Source organism: Sphingopyxis sp. 22461 (assembly GCF_052044915.1).
Classification (GTDB): Bacteria; Pseudomonadota; Alphaproteobacteria; order Sphingomonadales; family Sphingomonadaceae; genus Sphingopyxis.
This window is the reverse complement of record NZ_JBQENY010000007.1, coordinates 68,212-81,316: the sequence shown is the minus strand read 5'-3', so window position 1 is coordinate 81,316 and position 13,105 is coordinate 68,212. Positions and strand designations below refer to the sequence as shown.

Here is a 13,105-nt window from a genome sequence, read left to right as displayed (position 1 = left end):
CTCGACACGAACGGGAATGGGGTGGTCAGATGGCGCCCATATAGGACCGGCTCAGCGATAGTTAAAGCTGATGCTGATCCGTTCGCCCTTGCCCGAATGCGGCATCACTTCGTGGCGGAGCCAGCTTTCCCAGAGGAAGACGCGCCCCGCGGCGGGCTCGGCATAAATGAAGGGCAACAGATGCTCGGGCGCATCGTCGGTGCGGCCGGGTGCGGCCATCAACATCGCGAGGCGCGGGTCTTCGAGTTTCAGCGCGCCCGATCCCGCGGGGACGGCGACGTAGAAGGTTCCCGATACGATGCTGTGCGGGTGGATATGGCCGCTATGCGTGCCGCCGGGTTTCAGGACATTGACCCACAGGCTGTCGAGCTTGAGCGGTTTCGCAAGGTCGAAGTGGCACGCCTTGGCGAACGCCTTCACTTCCTTGTCGAGCAGCTTCTTCAGATCATAGAAGGCAGGATCGCGCTCGGGCAGGTCGCCGAGGCTCGCGTAGCTGGTGTAGCCCTTATAGCCGTGGTCGCGGCTCCAGCGCCGCCCCGCGCCATCCTCCTCGGCGAACAGGCGGCTGCTTTCCTCCAGCTCTTCGAGCAGGTCGGGCGTGCCGATATCGGCCTCGTAGAAATTGGTGGCGAAGAGCGTGCGAACGGGCATGATGGCCGCAAAGCACAGCAAGTGCGGACACGCAAGGGAGATGGGGATGGCCGAGTTTGAACTGATCGCCGACGGATTGCGCTTTCCCGAGGCGCCGGTGGTGATGGACGACGGCAGCGTCATCGTCGTCGAGATCGAGGCGAAGCGCATCACACGCTGCTGGCCGGGCGGCCGGAAAGAGGTCATCGCGACCCCCGGCGGCGGTCCCAACGGCCTCGCGATCGGTCCCGACGGCAAGCTTTATTGCTGCAACAACGGCGGGTTCAACTATGTCGAATCGAACGGCTATCTCGCCCCGCACGGGATCGCCGACGATTATTCGGGCGGGCGGATCGAGCGTATCGATATCGAGACGGGCGAAGTCGAGGTGCTGTACAAGTCGGGCGATCATGGCGTCGTTTTGCGCGGCCCGAACGACATCATGTTCGACGCGCACGGCGGCTTCTGGTTCACCGATCATGGCAAGGTCGATTATGCCGCGCGCTGCCACGACATCGTCGGCATCTTCTATGCCAAGGCCGACGGCAGCTTCATCGAGGAAGTGATCTTCCCGAGCTATAATCCCAACGGCATCGGCATCTCGCCCGACGGGACCAAGCTCTACGCCGCCGAAACCTACACCTGCCGCCTCACCCAGTTCAACATTATCGCGCCGGGCAAGGTCGACGATGCCGCGGGACCCGGCGGCCCCGGCATCCCGCTCTATCGCCCCGCGGGCTATAAATTCTTCGACAGCCTCGCGATGGAAGCGAACGGCAATATCTGCGTCGCGACGATCGGCGAGTGCGGCATTTCGGTCGTCGGCCCCGATGGCGCGCTCGTCGAATTTGTCGCGACCGACGATATCTTCACCACCAACATCGCCTTCGGCGGACCCGACCGGCAGGATGCCTATATCACCCTGTCGGGCACGGGCCGGCTCGTGAAGACGCGCTGGGCCAGACCGGGGCTGCAACTGCAGTACTGACCCCGCGCCCGTTCGGGAGGCGAGGATGAGAATCGTGGGGATGGCGGCGTTGCTGATCGCGGCGCCCGCGAGTGCGCAGGGTCTGAATGCCGAACAGGCCGATGCGATCGTCAAGGGCTGCGCGGCGCACGCGCGCGCCAAGGGTCAGGGCCATGCGATCGCGGTCGTCGACCTTGGCGGCCATCCGGTCGCGATGTGGCGAATGGACGGCAATGCGTTCGGCATGATGGACTTCTCGCTCGAAAAGGCGCGCGCGGTCGCGGCATGGGGTTTCGCGACGAGCGGGATGGAGGAAGCGGCGAAGGGCACGCCGGGCTTCGCCGATGCGCCGCATGTCGTCACTGTGCCGGGCGGCATTCCGGTCTTCTCCGCCGACGGCCGCACCCGGCTGGGCGGGGTCGGCGCGTCGGGCGAGGCGCCGGCCGACGATGCCGCTTGCGCCGCCGCCGGGATCGCGGCAGCAGGACTCCAATCGGAGCGCGCCCGCTGACGGTCATGGCGCCTCCTGCAACGGGGAGCGCCGCAGATGCACGAGGAAACCCACGCCGTCACGCGGATCGGCTGGCTGCGCGCCGCGATCCTCGGTGCCAACGACGGGATCGTGTCGACCGCGAGCCTGATCGCGGGGGTCGCGGCGGCGGGGGCGTCGCAGTCATCGATCCTCGTCACCGGTACCGCGGGGCTGGTTGCCGGCGCGATGTCGATGGCGGCGGGCGAATATGTGTCGGTGAGTTCGCAGGGCGATGCCGAAAGGTCCGACGTCGAGCTGGAGAAACGGCATCTCGCGGCCGATCCCGAATTCGAGCTCGAAGAGCTGACTTTAATCTATCAGGAGCGCGGACTCGACCGCGCACTCGCCGAGCAGGTCGCGGTGCAGCTGACCGAGCATAACGCGCTCGACACGCATCTGCGTGACGAGCTGGGCATGACCGACGCGATGGCGGCGCGGCCGGTCCAGGCGGCCGCCGCCTCTGCAGCAAGCTTTGCGATCGGCGCGGCGTTGCCGCTTGCAACGGTGCTCGTCGATCAGGGCGATACGCTGCCCCTCACCGTATCGGCGGCGTCATTGGTCTTTCTCGCGATCCTCGGCGCACTCGGCGCCTGGGCGGGCAATGCCCCAATGCTGCGTCCGGTCGTTCGCGTCACCTTCTGGGGTGCGATGGCGATGGCGGTGACGATCGCGATCGGATCTCTGCTCGGAACGACGGTGGGCTAGCGCCGTTCCAACCACTCACGCAACGCGACGGCGTTGTTTCGCTGCTCGCTCTTCGCGGCATAAAGCAAGGTCACCAGTCCGGCCTTCGCCGCGGCGTCGAGCGTGAAGAGCGCCGCCTTTACCTCCTCACCGCCCGCGTCGAGTTCGGCGAAATAGTCGAGGCGGAACGCATCCCATGCCTCGTCCGAATCGGCGGTCTCGCCGTGAAAACGCTTGCGCAGCCCATCGCTCGGCGACAGCGGCTTGAGCCACGCCGCGAGCGCCGCCTTCTCCTTCGACACGCCGCGCGGCCACAGCCGGTCGACGAGGAAACGCGTGCCGTCACCGGGACCGGCCGGTTCGTGGATGCGTTTGACCGCGATTGTCAGGGGCGGTGCCATCTGTATGACTATCGATCATCCCGCATTCGCGGGCAAGACAATCGGAGGGGTCCGGAATGAGCGCAAAGAGCTGGGCGATCGACATCGATCGCGACGATATCACGCAAGCCAAATTGGTCGAGGATGCGGGCGCGCCGCTCGCACCGGGACAGGTTCGCGTGCATCTGGGCAGCTATGCGATGACCGCGAACAACATCACTTATGCGGTGTTCGGCAAACCCGCCGGGTTGTTCGGAAATGATCAAGGCTATTGGGATTTCTTCGCCGAGCGCGATACGCCCGGCCGCCTGCCGGTCTGGGGCTTTGCGACGGTGACCGAAAGCGCCGCCGAGGGGGTGTCGGTCGGCGACCGCTTCTATGGCTATTATCCGATGGCGGAGGGCGCGGTGCTGACCGTTGGCAAGGCGGGGCCGGGCGGCTTCACCGATGTGACGCCGCGGCGCACCACCCTGCCCCCCATCTATAATGCTTATCAGCGGATCGAGGCGCTGCCCGATTATCGCGCCGCCGACCATGATTATTGGCCGGTGTTCCGTCCGCTGTTCCTGACCGGCTGGCTGATCGCCGACCAGTTCGAGGATGAGGGCGATTATGGCGTCCAGCAGATTTTGATCGCCAGCGCGTCGAGCAAGACCGCGATCGGCCTCGGCTTCGCGCTCAAGCTGCGCACCGAGCGGCCCGAAACGATCGGTCTGACGAGCGCGGCCAATGTCGACGCCCTCGCCGCGCGGGGCATCTACGACCGCGTCATCAGCTATGACCAGATCATGACGCTGAACGCGACCACCCCCGCGGCGCTCGTCGATATGGCGGGCAATGGCGCCGTGACGCGAACCGTCCACAGCCATTTCGGAGGGCAGCTTCAGGCATCGATCGTCGTCGGCAAGTCGCACTGGGATGCGCAGGCCGATGGCGAAGGGCTGCCCGGCCCCGAGCGCCAGGGCTTTTTCGCCCCGGGGCGCAGCCAGAAGCGCATCGCCGACTGGGGCGGTCCGGCGTTCGGACAGAAGATCGCCGAAGCCTGGCTGGCGTTCATGGACGTTGCGCCGCGGCTGACTTCGGTCGATAAACGCCGCGGCGGCGAGGCGGCGCTTGCCGCCTATCGGGAGATGCTCTCGGGACAGGCCGACCCCGCGAAAGGGATCGTCGTCGTTCCATGAGGGTCGTGGGGAGCAGTCCCTTTCACCGCCGCACGAAAGGACAGACCATGCTTCGCATTCTCGCTTTCGCCACGTCGCTCGCACTCCTGCTTCCGGCGGGAGCCGCGCTTGCCGAACCGCCCAAGGCCGCACCCGCGCGGAAGGCCGATCTCGCCGACCGCGTCGCCGGCACATATAAGGGCGCGGTGGCATCCGATGCGCGCGGATCATCGCGGGACAATGTCACGATCACCGTCACGCGCACGGGGCCGAACAAGGTCGAGATCAAATCGGACTATCCGCGCATCCCGACCGTCACCATCCCGCTCGAGCAAGCGATGGACGCGATCCTCGCCGCGAGCGGGCCGTCGGTCTTCCTGCTCGATACGGTACGTTCGCCCGACCGGCTCGACCTGACTATCGACGACGCCAGCTGGTCGGGCAATCGCGTCGCCACCCCCGCCAAGAAATAAGGTTCTTTCTCCCGCATGACTTACACGACGGTGATATTCGACTTCGGCGGCGTCATCACGGCGTCGCCGTTCGAAGCCTTCAATCGCCTTGAAGAAGAACGCGGGCTGCCGCGCGATTTCGTGCGCCGCGTTAACAGCGCCGATCCCGACGATAACGCCTGGGCGAAGTTCGAACGTGCGGAGATCGACGCCGCGACCTTCGACACATTGTTCGCCGAAGAAGCGCGCGCATTGGGGCATGACCTTGAAGGCGAAGCCGTGCTTGCCGTCATCGCGGGCGCGGTGCGTCCGGCGATGGTCGCGGCGCTCGATACGCTGAAGGACCGCGGCTTCACCATCGCGTGCATCACGAACAATGTCCCCGGCGGCAAGATGGGCGTTCTCGGCGCGGGGATGACACGCAGCGAAGAGGCCGCGATCGAGGTCGCCGATATCATGGCGCGCTTTGCGCATGTTATCGAATCGAGCAAGGCGGGGGTGCGCAAACCCGACCCGCGGATCTATCTGATGATGTGCGAAAAGCTTGGCGTCGAACCCGGCGAGTGCATCTATCTCGACGACCTTGGCATCAACTGCAAACCGGCGAGCGCGCTCGGCATGCATGCGATCAAGGTGACGAGCGGCGAGCAGGCGCTCGCCGACCTGTCGGCGGTGCTGGGGATGGAATTGCCCTGACCGGTCTTTCGATCACGCAATGAATGACGGTTTGGGGTGGTGAGTTGACGGCGAACTGCTCCACTTCGTCATCCCGGACTTGATCCGGGATCCACGACGACGGCGCAGCTATGGATCCCGGATCAAGTCCGGGATGACGATGAAAGGAAGGGCAGCTTCCGGTCGATCCTGCCGTCCGGATCAGACCACCGCCTCCGCAAGATTCAGCTTCGCCGCGCGCTCGAAGATTTGCGTGAGGACAGGTTCGGTGTCGGTGACGCGCATCGCGACGTGAAATTCGACCGGGGCCAAGGCCGGCATGCCGTCGATTGGGGCGAGCGCGCCGCTCGCGACCTCCCCGCGCACCATCGGTTGCGGAAAAATGCCGATCCCCCCGCCCGCCTTCGCGATGTCGATCATCGTGCGCGCATTGTTGCAGAGGTTCAATGATTTCTGCGCGATGCGCGACGCCGCTATCGCCTCGCGCATCCGGCCATGGATCGGCGAATGGCTGGCGAGCGACCAGACGGGGAGCGTAGCTTCGCCACCGGCAAAGGCCGATGCGACCACAGGGCTTGCGAGCCAGACGAGTTCGACCGCGCCGATCGGGCTGGTTTTCAGTGCGGGGTGGGCGATCGGTCCCGCAGCAAAGGCGATGTCGGTGCGGCCGGTCAAAAGCTGCTGGATCAGGTTCGCGGTGAGGTCGATTTCGATTTCGAGCCCGACACCCGGCATATCGGCCTTCAATCCCGCGACGAAGGCGGGAAGGCAGCTTGCCGCCGCAATTTCGCCGGCGCCGATGCGCACCACCCCGCTCGCCTCGCCATATCCGCCGCTGCCGAGCAGCGCGACCTGCATGTCGCGGAGCAGCGGGTCGCAGTCGCGCACCAGCTTGCGCCCCGCCGCGGTGAGCGACATCGCGCGGCCTTCACGGCGGAACAGCGCGGTGCCGAGGCGCTGTTCGAGCTCGCGCATCCGCGCCGACACCGTCGGCTGGGTGGTGTTCAGCCGCTCGGCCGCCGCCGAAAAGGTGCCGAGCCGGTCGATCCAGAGCAAAGTTTCGAGATGATAGAGCGAGACGCGATTGATAGACATCGTCTATGTATAATCCAAAAATCGAACAATTAGAATTGATGGATCAAATGCGCCAAGGTCGCGCGCGAAACCATTCAGGAGAGCCGTCCCATGGGGAAGAAGCAATATCCCGACGCCGCCGCCGCCCTCGAAGGCCTGCTGTTCGACGGCATGCAGATTTGCGCAGGCGGCTTCGGCCTTTGCGGCATCCCCGAACGTCTGATCGACGCGATTCGTGACGCGGGCACCAAGGATCTGACGATCGCCAGCAACAATGCCGGAATCGACGGCGAAGGGCTCGGCAAGCTGCTCCGCACCAAGCAGGTCAAGAAGATGATCTCGTCCTACGTCGGCGAGAATAAGGAATTCGAGCGGCAATATCTGGCGGGCGAGCTCGAGGTCGAATTCTGCCCGCAGGGCACGCTCGCCGAGCGTTGCCGCGCGGGCGGCGCGGGCATTCCCGGCTTCTATACGAAGACCGGCGTCGGCACGCTGGTGGCCGAGGGCAAGGAAGTGAAGAATTTCGACGGGCAGGATTATATCCTCGAACGCGGCATCTTCGCCGACCTCGCGATCATCAAGGGGTGGAAGGCCGACGAGAGCGGCAATTTGATCTTCCGCAAGACCGCGCGCAACTTCAACCAGCCGATGGCGACCGCGGCAAAGATCTGCGTCGCCGAGGTCGAGGAAATCGTCCCTGTCGGCAGCCTCGATCCCGACGCGATCCACCTGCCCGGCATCTATGTGAAGCGCCTCGTCCTTGGCGCGCCGTACGACAAGAAAATCGAATTCCGCACGACGCGCCCGCGCGAGACGGCGTGATGCGCAGCCTCGCCATTGGCGCCGCGCTGCTCCTTGCAGGGTGCGCGAGCGCGCCGGCAGAGGTGGCCACGGCTCCGGCTCCGCCCGCCCCTCTGCCGGCCCCCGCACCGGCGGAAGCCGCCAAGCCGCCCGTCGCGCTGCAATATCTCTATGGCTCGCCCGAGGCGGCCGTTGCGGTGCGCGGGGTCAATGCGCGGATCGCGGACTATGGCGTGTGGCGGATCAAGCAGCGGCCGAAGGACAGCGTTGTGCTCGCCGCGGGTGCGACGATGGACGCACCGGCGTTCGAGCCGTGCGGCGACAAGCCTTTCGCCGCGGTGTTCGACGCCGACGAGACGCTCATCTGGAACCTTGGCCCGATGCGGCATTTCGCTGAAAAAGGCACCGGCTTCGACCTTAAGGTCTGGGACCAGTGGGAAAAGGGTGGCGCGGGCAAGGCGGTCGCGATGCCCGGCAGCGTCGAGATGGTGAACAAGCTCCGCGCCGCGGGAATCACCGTGATCGCGAATACCAACCGAAGCGCCGCCAATGCCGCGGGCAGCGAGGACACGCTGCGCGCCGCCGGCCTCGGCGCGTTCAAGCATGGCGAGACTTTGTTCCTGATGGGCGACGACGCCGGCGGGTCGAGCAAGGACGGGCGCCGCGCGACGATCGCGTCGCGCTACTGCGTGATCATTCTCGGCGGCGACCAGCTTGGCGATTTCAGCCAGCAGTTCAACGTCAAGGACCTGCCCGCCGCGCAGCGCATGGCGCTCGCGACGAGCACCGCCGCCACCGCACTCTGGGACAAGGGCTGGTTCCTTTTCCCCAACCCCGTCTACGGCCCGTGGGAAAAACTGGGCTGGGGCGACGCCTTCCCCTCCGACAAGCAATGGGAGCCAAGCGAATGAGCTGGACGCGTGATGACATGGCGGCGCGCGCCGCGAAGGAACTGCAGGACGGCTACTACGTCAATCTCGGCATCGGCATCCCGACGCTCGTTGCGAACCATATCCCTGCGAGGATGACGGTGACGCTGCAGTCGGAGAACGGCATGCTCGGCATCGGTCCGTTTCCCTTTGAGGGCGACGAGGATCCCGACCTGATCAACGCGGGCAAGCAGACGATCAGCGAGCTGCCGCAGTCGGCCTATTTCAGCTCCTCGGACAGTTTCGCGATGATTCGCGGTGGGCATATCGACCTGACCGTCTTGGGCGCGATGGAGATCGCCGAAAATGGCGACATCGCCAACTGGATGATCCCGGGCAAGATGATCAAGGGCATGGGCGGCGCGATGGACCTTGTCGCCGGGGTCAAGAAGATCATCGTCGTGATGGAGCATAACGCCAAGGACGGCAGCCCGAAGTTCATCCCCGCATGCACGCTGCCGCTGACCGGCAAGAATGTCGTCGACATGATCATCACCGACCTCGCGGTGTTCAAGCGCGACAATCATGACGGCCCGTTCAGGCTGATCGAGCTGGCGCCGGGGGTGACGCCCGAGGACGTCGCCGCGAAAACGACGGCGCATTATATTGCATAATGTCGCGGCCAACCCCGGCTCCACTTGGCTGATCGTCGGCGGGTGGCTGTCGGTGCTGGCCGCGCTTCTGCATATCGCCTGCATTTTCGGCGGCCCCGACTGGTATCGCTTCTTCGGCGCGGGCGAAGGCATGGCGCGTGCGGCGGCGCGCGGCGATCTGCGGCCGACGCTGATCACGCTGGCGATTAGCGCCGTCCTGCTGATCTGGGCCGCCTATGCCTTTTCCGGCGCGGGCAGCTTACCGCGCCTGCCGCTGCTGCGGACTGGCCTGATCGTGATTACTGCTATCTACCTGCTTCGCGGACTGATCTTCGTGCCACTCCATCTGTGGCGCCCGCAACATACCGACAGTTTCGCGATCTGGTCGTCGCTGATCGTCCTTGTCTATGGCGCGGTTTACGCCGCCGGGACGTTCAAAGCGTGGGACCATCTCGCGCCCTGAGGGGTGACGGCGGCGGATGTCGCGGCTAAGACGACGGCCAATCATGAGGTCGCAGTCCAAAAACAAGTCCAGGAAGCCGGTTTTCACCTATCTCATCGCGATCCTCGCGTTGGGGTTGGCGGGCTGGTTTGGCATTCACGCGCTCGGCGGGAAGCACCCGCTCGCCAGCGTTCCGATCCCGATCAAGGCGCCGGAAAACCTGCCCGACACGCCCGCCGAATGGCGCGGCCGGATCGATTATCGCGCGCTCGACGGGCAACTCGCTGCGCTGTCGCAGCGGCCCGAAATGGCGGGGCTGGCGGTGGCGGTGGTCGAAGACGGCAAGCTCAGCTTTGTCCGCACCTATGGTGTCGCCGACAAGTCGACCGGCGCGCCGGTCACGCCGCAAACGCTGTTCCGCTGGGCGTCGGTATCCAAGACCGCAACGGGGGCCTTGGCGGCGGCGCTGGCCAAGGATGGCAAGGTCGATCTGGACCGGTCGGTTGCCAGCTGGCGCACGTCGCTGCGCCTTCCCGGCGGCGCCGAGGAACGGATCACGGTGGGCGACCTGCTCGCTCAGCGGACCGGCCTCACCAAAAACGCCTATGACGAAAAGCTGGAGGAAGGGCAGAGCCCGCAGCTGCTACGCGCGAGCCTTGCCCTCGCACCGCTGCAATGCGAGCCCGGAACCTGCCACACTTACCAGAATGTCGCCTTCGACACGGCGAGCGAGATATTGGGCAAGGCCGCCAACGAGCTGTTCGCCGACGCGGTCGAAGACCGGTTTTTCCGCCCGCTCGGCATGGTCAGCGCGGGCTATGGGAAGGAGCGGCTGACGAGCGCCAAGGATTGGGCGAAACCGCACCGCGGCGCGCAGGTGCGCCCGATCAAGGAGGCCTATTGGCGCGTTCCCGCCGCCGCGGGGGTCGAAAGCGATATCGTCGATTTCGCGACCTGGATGCAGGCGATGATGGGCAGCCGTCCCGATGTGCTGCCGGGCGAGGTGCTGCAGATCGCGCATCGCCCGCGCGTCGGCACGGGGCGGCTCTATGGCGGCACCTTGCGGGCTGCCACGGGCGAAGCGGGCTATGGCCTCGGCTGGCGGAGCTTCACCTATGCCGGCGGCCGGCTCGAAGGCCATTCGGGTGCGGTCGAGGGCTACCGTGCAACGATGATTTTCGAACCGGCGACGCGGACGGGCGTCGTGGCATTGTGGAACAGCGATTGGGGATTTCCCTTCCGCATCCCGTTCACGGTGATCGACAGCTATCATAGGCGCGACGACGCGGGCTGGCTCGACCTCAGCGAACTGCCCCAGGCGGCCGGCGGCGCGGCGACCCGCCCGGTCGTCGCGAATCCGAAAGGCTAACCGCCTTTCCCCCTGTCCGCCGCCTGTGTATGAGGCGCGCGGACGAGACCGGGAGGAGATATAACGATGCGCGTACTGCTGACCGGATCATCGGGTTGGCTGGGTCGCTATCTCGCTCCGCTGCTCGTCCAAAGCGGTCATGACGTGACCGGGCTCGACGTCGTGCCTGGGACGCATACGCAGGTGGTCGGCACCGTTGCCGACCGCGCGCTGATCGACCGGACGATGGGCGAGCATGGAATCGAGGCGGTGATCCATGGCGGCGCGCTGCACAAGCCCGACATCGTCCGTTATCCGCGGCAGGCCTTCGTCGACACCAATGTCAGCGGCACGCTCAATTTGATCGAAGCCGCGGTTGCGGCGGGCAACGACCGCTTTCTCTTCACCTCGACGACCTCGCTGATGATACGCGCCGATGTGCGCGAAGGCGCGGGCGAGGCGGGCGCGTGGTGGATGGACGAGGATTTCGCGCCCATAGAGCCGCGCAACATCTATGGCATCACCAAGCTCGCCGCCGAGCAGGCGGTGAAGCTGGTGCACCGCGAGCATGGCATCGCGGTGGCGATCCTGCGCACCGGGCGCTTCTTCCCCGAAGATGACGACACGCATGCCGTGCCGAGCGGACCGAACCTGAAAGCGAACGAACTGCTCAACAGGCGTTTGACGGTCGAGGATGCCGCCGCTGCGCATCTCGCCGCGCTCGAGGCCGCGCCCGCGATCGGCTGCGACACCTTCATTCTCTCGGCCCCGCCGCCGTTCGCGCGCGAGGAGGCCGAAGAACTGGCGCGCGATGCGCGCGCAGTGATCGCGCGGCATCATCCCGATGCGGCCGAGCTTTATGCCGCCAAAGGCTGGATGCTCCCCGAGATCATCGACCGCGTCTACGACCCCTCGCGCGCCGAGCGCCGTTTCGGCTGGCGCGCCACGACCGATTTCGGCAGCGTGCTCGCCGCGCTTCGCGACGGCACCGAACTGCCCTTCGCGCACGATCCCGATTACACTTCCCCCATCATCGCACAGGAGCGCCAGGCATGTATGTGCTGATCACCGCCAACCGCAATTATTCGAGCTGGTCGCTACGCCCGTGGGTGCTGATGCGCGCGCTCGGCATCGCGTTCGAGGACCAGATCGAACCCTTCACCAACCCGATCAACTATGACGAGTTTCGTAGCTTCTCACCGACCGGACAGGTGCCCGCGCTGCTCGACGAAGGACGGACGGTTTATGATTCGCTGGGCATCACGCTCTATCTCGCCGACCGGCACGAGGGCGTCTGGCCGGCCGACCCCGACGCGCGCGCCTGGGCACAATGCGCGACGGCGGAAATGCACAGCGGTTTTTCGGCGCTGCGGGGCGATTGCACGATGAATGTCGGGGTTCGCGTGACACCGAAGCCGCCTTCGGGTGCGCTCCGACTCGACGTCGCGCGAATCCGCGAGTTGTTTGCCGAGGGCCTGTCGCGCTTCGGCGGCCCCTTCCTCGCGGGCGACCGCTTTACCGCGGTCGATGCTTTTTTCGCCCCGGTCGCCTTCCGTATCCGCACCTATGGACTCGACGCCGGCGCCGGACAGGCGTGGGTCGACCATATGCTTGCGCAGCCGGCGATGGTCGAATGGGAGCGGCAGGCGCTGCTCGAGGATTGGCGCGAGGAAAGCCATGAGGCGGAATTGATGGCGGCGGGCGTGATCACCGCCGATTACCGGACGGCCTAACTATATCGTCGCCCCCGCGAAGGCGGGGGCCGTTGTCGGTGTAGCGCAAGGTTGCCAGCGGCCCCCGCCTTCGCGGGGGCGACGGTTATTCTGCCAGCGCCTCACGCACCACTGCGATCCCGGCCTCGCGCTGCGCTCTCAATTCGGCCTTCAGCTTCGCCGGATCGCGCGCGACGACGAAGCCGAAGCTGACCCCGCCCTCCTTGCCGACCGTGGCGTGATGGAGCTTGTGCGCCTGCACCAGCCGCTTCGCATAGCCGCGCCGCGGCACCCAGCGGAAATAGCGCTGGTGGACGAGCCCGTCGTGCACCAGCGTATAGATGATGCCGTAGAAGAGGACGCCGAGTCCGATCCACGTTCCGGGCTCCCACGCCGCGGCGCCCATGATCATCGGGCTGCCGACGACGAACATCGAAATGCTCAACGCGGCGCCGACGAGGCCGAACAGGTCGTTCTTTTCCAGCATCTTGTCGTGCGGCCCATGGTGGTCGCGGTGCCACGCCCAGCCGAAGCCGTGCATGATATATTTGTGGCTCGCCCAGGCGACGCCCTCCATCGCCGCGACGGTGGCGAGAATGAGCGCGATGATGGCGGGCGTGGTCATCACACCATTATAGACGAGTTCGTCGCCCCTGCGAAGGCAGGGGCCGCAGGCAACCTCACGCGAAGCCGATAGCGGCCCCCGCCTTCGCGGGGGCGACGCGT

17 protein-coding genes are annotated in these 13,105 nt (G+C 65.9%); 13 read left to right on the top strand and 4 right to left on the bottom strand.

Annotated elements, in window-relative coordinates; all coding sequences use genetic code 11:
* Positions 1-51: 51 nt before the first annotated feature.
* Positions 52-651 carry a TIGR02466 family protein gene (locus ACTJI5_RS12835; protein WP_439513839.1) on the bottom strand — a complete coding sequence of 200 codons (600 nt, stop codon included), beginning with the start codon at positions 649-651 and terminating at the stop codon, positions 52-54.
* A 46-nt stretch (positions 652-697) separates the two neighbouring features.
* Here ACTJI5_RS12835 and ACTJI5_RS12830 point away from each other — a divergent pair, with 46 nt between their 5' ends.
* Genes ACTJI5_RS12830 through ACTJI5_RS12820 form a run of 3 tightly spaced genes read left to right on the top strand, consistent with a single transcriptional unit; the run spans position 698 to position 2,834 of the window.
* Complete coding sequence (locus ACTJI5_RS12830) at positions 698-1,618, top strand: SMP-30/gluconolactonase/LRE family protein (RefSeq protein ID WP_440860589.1); 921 nt, start codon at positions 698-700, stop codon at positions 1,616-1,618.
* A gap of 25 nt (positions 1,619-1,643) precedes the next feature.
* Positions 1,644-2,108 (top strand): GlcG/HbpS family heme-binding protein, encoded by a 465-nt coding sequence (locus ACTJI5_RS12825; protein ID WP_440860588.1) that lies wholly within the window; start codon positions 1,644-1,646, stop codon positions 2,106-2,108.
* Positions 2,109-2,144: 36 nt separating this feature from the next.
* Positions 2,145-2,834 (top strand): VIT1/CCC1 transporter family protein, encoded by a 690-nt coding sequence (locus ACTJI5_RS12820; protein WP_440860587.1) that lies wholly within the window; start codon positions 2,145-2,147, stop codon positions 2,832-2,834.
* Here the strand turns inward: ACTJI5_RS12820 and ACTJI5_RS12815 are convergent.
* Entirely contained in the window at positions 2,831-3,214 is a 384-nt protein-coding gene (locus ACTJI5_RS12815; protein ID WP_440860586.1) for a DUF488 domain-containing protein, read from the bottom strand. The two genes, ACTJI5_RS12820 and ACTJI5_RS12815, sit on opposite strands and share 4 nt — an antisense overlap.
* Before the next feature lie 56 nt (positions 3,215-3,270).
* On the opposite strand from ACTJI5_RS12815, the gene ACTJI5_RS12810 reads away from it, so the two are divergent.
* From ACTJI5_RS12810 to ACTJI5_RS12800, 3 genes are read left to right on the top strand one after another with little or no spacing between them, the layout of a single operon-like run.
* Positions 3,271-4,374: a DUF2855 family protein gene (locus tag ACTJI5_RS12810; RefSeq protein ID WP_440860585.1), complete on the top strand. Its 1,104-nt coding sequence runs from the start codon at positions 3,271-3,273 to the stop codon at positions 4,372-4,374.
* 47 nt (positions 4,375-4,421) lie between these two features.
* Positions 4,422-4,826, top strand: a complete 405-nt coding sequence (locus ACTJI5_RS12805) for a hypothetical protein (protein WP_440860584.1) — start codon at positions 4,422-4,424, stop codon at positions 4,824-4,826.
* Positions 4,827-4,841: 15 nt separating this feature from the next.
* Entirely contained in the window at positions 4,842-5,501 is a 660-nt protein-coding gene (locus ACTJI5_RS12800) for an HAD-IA family hydrolase (RefSeq protein ID WP_440860583.1), read from the top strand.
* A 180-nt stretch (positions 5,502-5,681) separates the two neighbouring features.
* Here the strand turns inward: ACTJI5_RS12800 and ACTJI5_RS12795 are convergent, their stop codons facing one another.
* Positions 5,682-6,575, bottom strand: a complete 894-nt coding sequence (locus tag ACTJI5_RS12795) for a LysR family transcriptional regulator (RefSeq protein WP_440860582.1) — start codon at positions 6,573-6,575, stop codon at positions 5,682-5,684.
* Between the two features lie 90 nt (positions 6,576-6,665).
* Between ACTJI5_RS12795 and ACTJI5_RS12790 the strand changes: the two genes are divergently transcribed.
* The 7 genes from ACTJI5_RS12790 (at position 6,666) to ACTJI5_RS12760 (ending at position 12,400) form a co-directional block, all read left to right on the top strand.
* Complete coding sequence (locus ACTJI5_RS12790) at positions 6,666-7,376, top strand: CoA transferase subunit A (protein ID WP_056368554.1); 711 nt, start codon at positions 6,666-6,668, stop codon at positions 7,374-7,376.
* Positions 7,376-8,266 carry an HAD family acid phosphatase gene (locus tag ACTJI5_RS12785; RefSeq protein WP_440860581.1) on the top strand — a complete coding sequence of 297 codons (891 nt, stop codon included), beginning with the start codon at positions 7,376-7,378 and terminating at the stop codon, positions 8,264-8,266. Before ACTJI5_RS12790 ends, ACTJI5_RS12785 begins: the two co-directional genes overlap by 1 nt.
* Positions 8,263-8,898, top strand: a complete 636-nt coding sequence (locus tag ACTJI5_RS12780; RefSeq protein WP_440860580.1) for a CoA transferase subunit B — start codon at positions 8,263-8,265, stop codon at positions 8,896-8,898. Before ACTJI5_RS12785 ends, ACTJI5_RS12780 begins: the two co-directional genes overlap by 4 nt.
* A complete protein-coding gene (locus ACTJI5_RS12775; protein WP_440860579.1) occupies positions 8,891-9,340 on the top strand; it encodes a hypothetical protein in 450 nt (149 codons plus the stop codon). Before ACTJI5_RS12780 ends, ACTJI5_RS12775 begins: the two co-directional genes overlap by 8 nt.
* Positions 9,341-9,383: 43 nt before the next feature.
* Positions 9,384-10,688, top strand: coding sequence for a serine hydrolase domain-containing protein (locus ACTJI5_RS12770; RefSeq protein WP_440860578.1), 1,305 nt, complete (start codon positions 9,384-9,386; stop codon positions 10,686-10,688).
* Between the two features lie 66 nt (positions 10,689-10,754).
* Positions 10,755-11,732: an NAD-dependent epimerase/dehydratase family protein gene (locus ACTJI5_RS12765; protein ID WP_440860577.1), complete on the top strand. Its 978-nt coding sequence runs from the start codon at positions 10,755-10,757 to the stop codon at positions 11,730-11,732.
* A complete protein-coding gene (locus ACTJI5_RS12760) occupies positions 11,720-12,400 on the top strand; it encodes a glutathione S-transferase family protein (protein ID WP_439513829.1) in 681 nt (226 codons plus the stop codon). The genes ACTJI5_RS12765 and ACTJI5_RS12760 overlap by 13 nt, the downstream gene beginning before the upstream one ends.
* A gap of 85 nt (positions 12,401-12,485) precedes the next feature.
* Here the strand turns inward: ACTJI5_RS12760 and ACTJI5_RS12755 are convergent, their stop codons facing one another.
* A complete protein-coding gene (locus ACTJI5_RS12755; RefSeq protein WP_440860576.1) occupies positions 12,486-13,004 on the bottom strand; it encodes a sterol desaturase family protein in 519 nt (172 codons plus the stop codon).
* Positions 13,005-13,105 lie beyond the last annotated feature (101 nt).

What these genes read in the sequence shown, in the direction of transcription:
- ACTJI5_RS12835 (WP_439513839.1), bottom strand. Translation starts at nt 651, where the DNA reads ATGCCCGTTCGCACGCTCTTCGCCACCAATTTCTACGAGGCCGATATC.
- ACTJI5_RS12830 (WP_440860589.1), top strand. Translation starts at nt 698, where the DNA reads ATGGCCGAGTTTGAACTGATCGCCGACGGATTGCGCTTTCCCGAGGCG.
- ACTJI5_RS12825 (WP_440860588.1), top strand. Translation starts at nt 1,644, where the DNA reads ATGAGAATCGTGGGGATGGCGGCGTTGCTGATCGCGGCGCCCGCGAGT.
- ACTJI5_RS12820 (WP_440860587.1), top strand. Translation starts at nt 2,145, where the DNA reads ATGCACGAGGAAACCCACGCCGTCACGCGGATCGGCTGGCTGCGCGCC.
- ACTJI5_RS12815 (WP_440860586.1), bottom strand. Translation starts at nt 3,214, where the DNA reads ATGGCACCGCCCCTGACAATCGCGGTCAAACGCATCCACGAACCGGCC.
- ACTJI5_RS12810 (WP_440860585.1), top strand. Translation starts at nt 3,271, where the DNA reads ATGAGCGCAAAGAGCTGGGCGATCGACATCGATCGCGACGATATCACG.
- ACTJI5_RS12805 (WP_440860584.1), top strand. Translation starts at nt 4,422, where the DNA reads ATGCTTCGCATTCTCGCTTTCGCCACGTCGCTCGCACTCCTGCTTCCG.
- ACTJI5_RS12800 (WP_440860583.1), top strand. Translation starts at nt 4,842, where the DNA reads ATGACTTACACGACGGTGATATTCGACTTCGGCGGCGTCATCACGGCG.
- ACTJI5_RS12795 (WP_440860582.1), bottom strand. Translation starts at nt 6,575, where the DNA reads ATGTCTATCAATCGCGTCTCGCTCTATCATCTCGAAACTTTGCTCTGG.
- ACTJI5_RS12790 (WP_056368554.1), top strand. Translation starts at nt 6,666, where the DNA reads ATGGGGAAGAAGCAATATCCCGACGCCGCCGCCGCCCTCGAAGGCCTG.
- ACTJI5_RS12785 (WP_440860581.1), top strand. Translation starts at nt 7,376, where the DNA reads ATGCGCAGCCTCGCCATTGGCGCCGCGCTGCTCCTTGCAGGGTGCGCG.
- ACTJI5_RS12780 (WP_440860580.1), top strand. Translation starts at nt 8,263, where the DNA reads ATGAGCTGGACGCGTGATGACATGGCGGCGCGCGCCGCGAAGGAACTG.
- ACTJI5_RS12770 (WP_440860578.1), top strand. Translation starts at nt 9,384, where the DNA reads ATGAGGTCGCAGTCCAAAAACAAGTCCAGGAAGCCGGTTTTCACCTAT.
- ACTJI5_RS12765 (WP_440860577.1), top strand. Translation starts at nt 10,755, where the DNA reads ATGCGCGTACTGCTGACCGGATCATCGGGTTGGCTGGGTCGCTATCTC.
- ACTJI5_RS12760 (WP_439513829.1), top strand. Translation starts at nt 11,720, where the DNA reads ATGTATGTGCTGATCACCGCCAACCGCAATTATTCGAGCTGGTCGCTA.
- ACTJI5_RS12755 (WP_440860576.1), bottom strand. Translation starts at nt 13,004, where the DNA reads ATGACCACGCCCGCCATCATCGCGCTCATTCTCGCCACCGTCGCGGCG.